This window comes from Methylobacterium sp. C33D (genome assembly GCF_053345825.1).
On the sequence record NZ_JBKFAV010000145.1, the window covers coordinates 1 to 371 of the forward strand.

1 protein-coding gene is annotated in these 371 nt (G+C 73.3%); it reads right to left on the reverse strand.

What is annotated here, in order from left to right; translation table 11 throughout:
- On the reverse strand, nt 1-371 hold a 371-nt coding region (locus tag ACLBXO_RS31780), incomplete at both ends, for a KUP/HAK/KT family potassium transporter (RefSeq protein ID WP_447687922.1).

Here is a 371-nt window from a genome sequence, read left to right on the forward strand (position 1 = left end):
GGCCCGAGCGCCGGCGCGTCGATCTTCAGCCCCTCGATCGCCGACAGCACCGAGATCGCCGGCGTGATCGCGCCGTCGCCGTAGAGCAGGGCCGCGCCCACCAGCCCGACCACCAGCAGCAGCGCCTTCCACGTCCCCGGCCGGGCCTGCCGCGCACCGAGCAGCGCCAGCATGGCGACGATGCCGCCCTCGCCCCGGTTGTCGGCGCGCAGGATCAGCACCGCGTATTTCAGCGACACGATCAGGATCAGCGACCACAGGATCAGCGACACCGCGCCGGTGGCGGCGGCCGGCACCGAGGCGCCGCCGCTGGTCGCGGCCTTCACGGCCTCCTTGAACGCGTAGAGCGGGCTCGTGCCGATGTCGCCGTA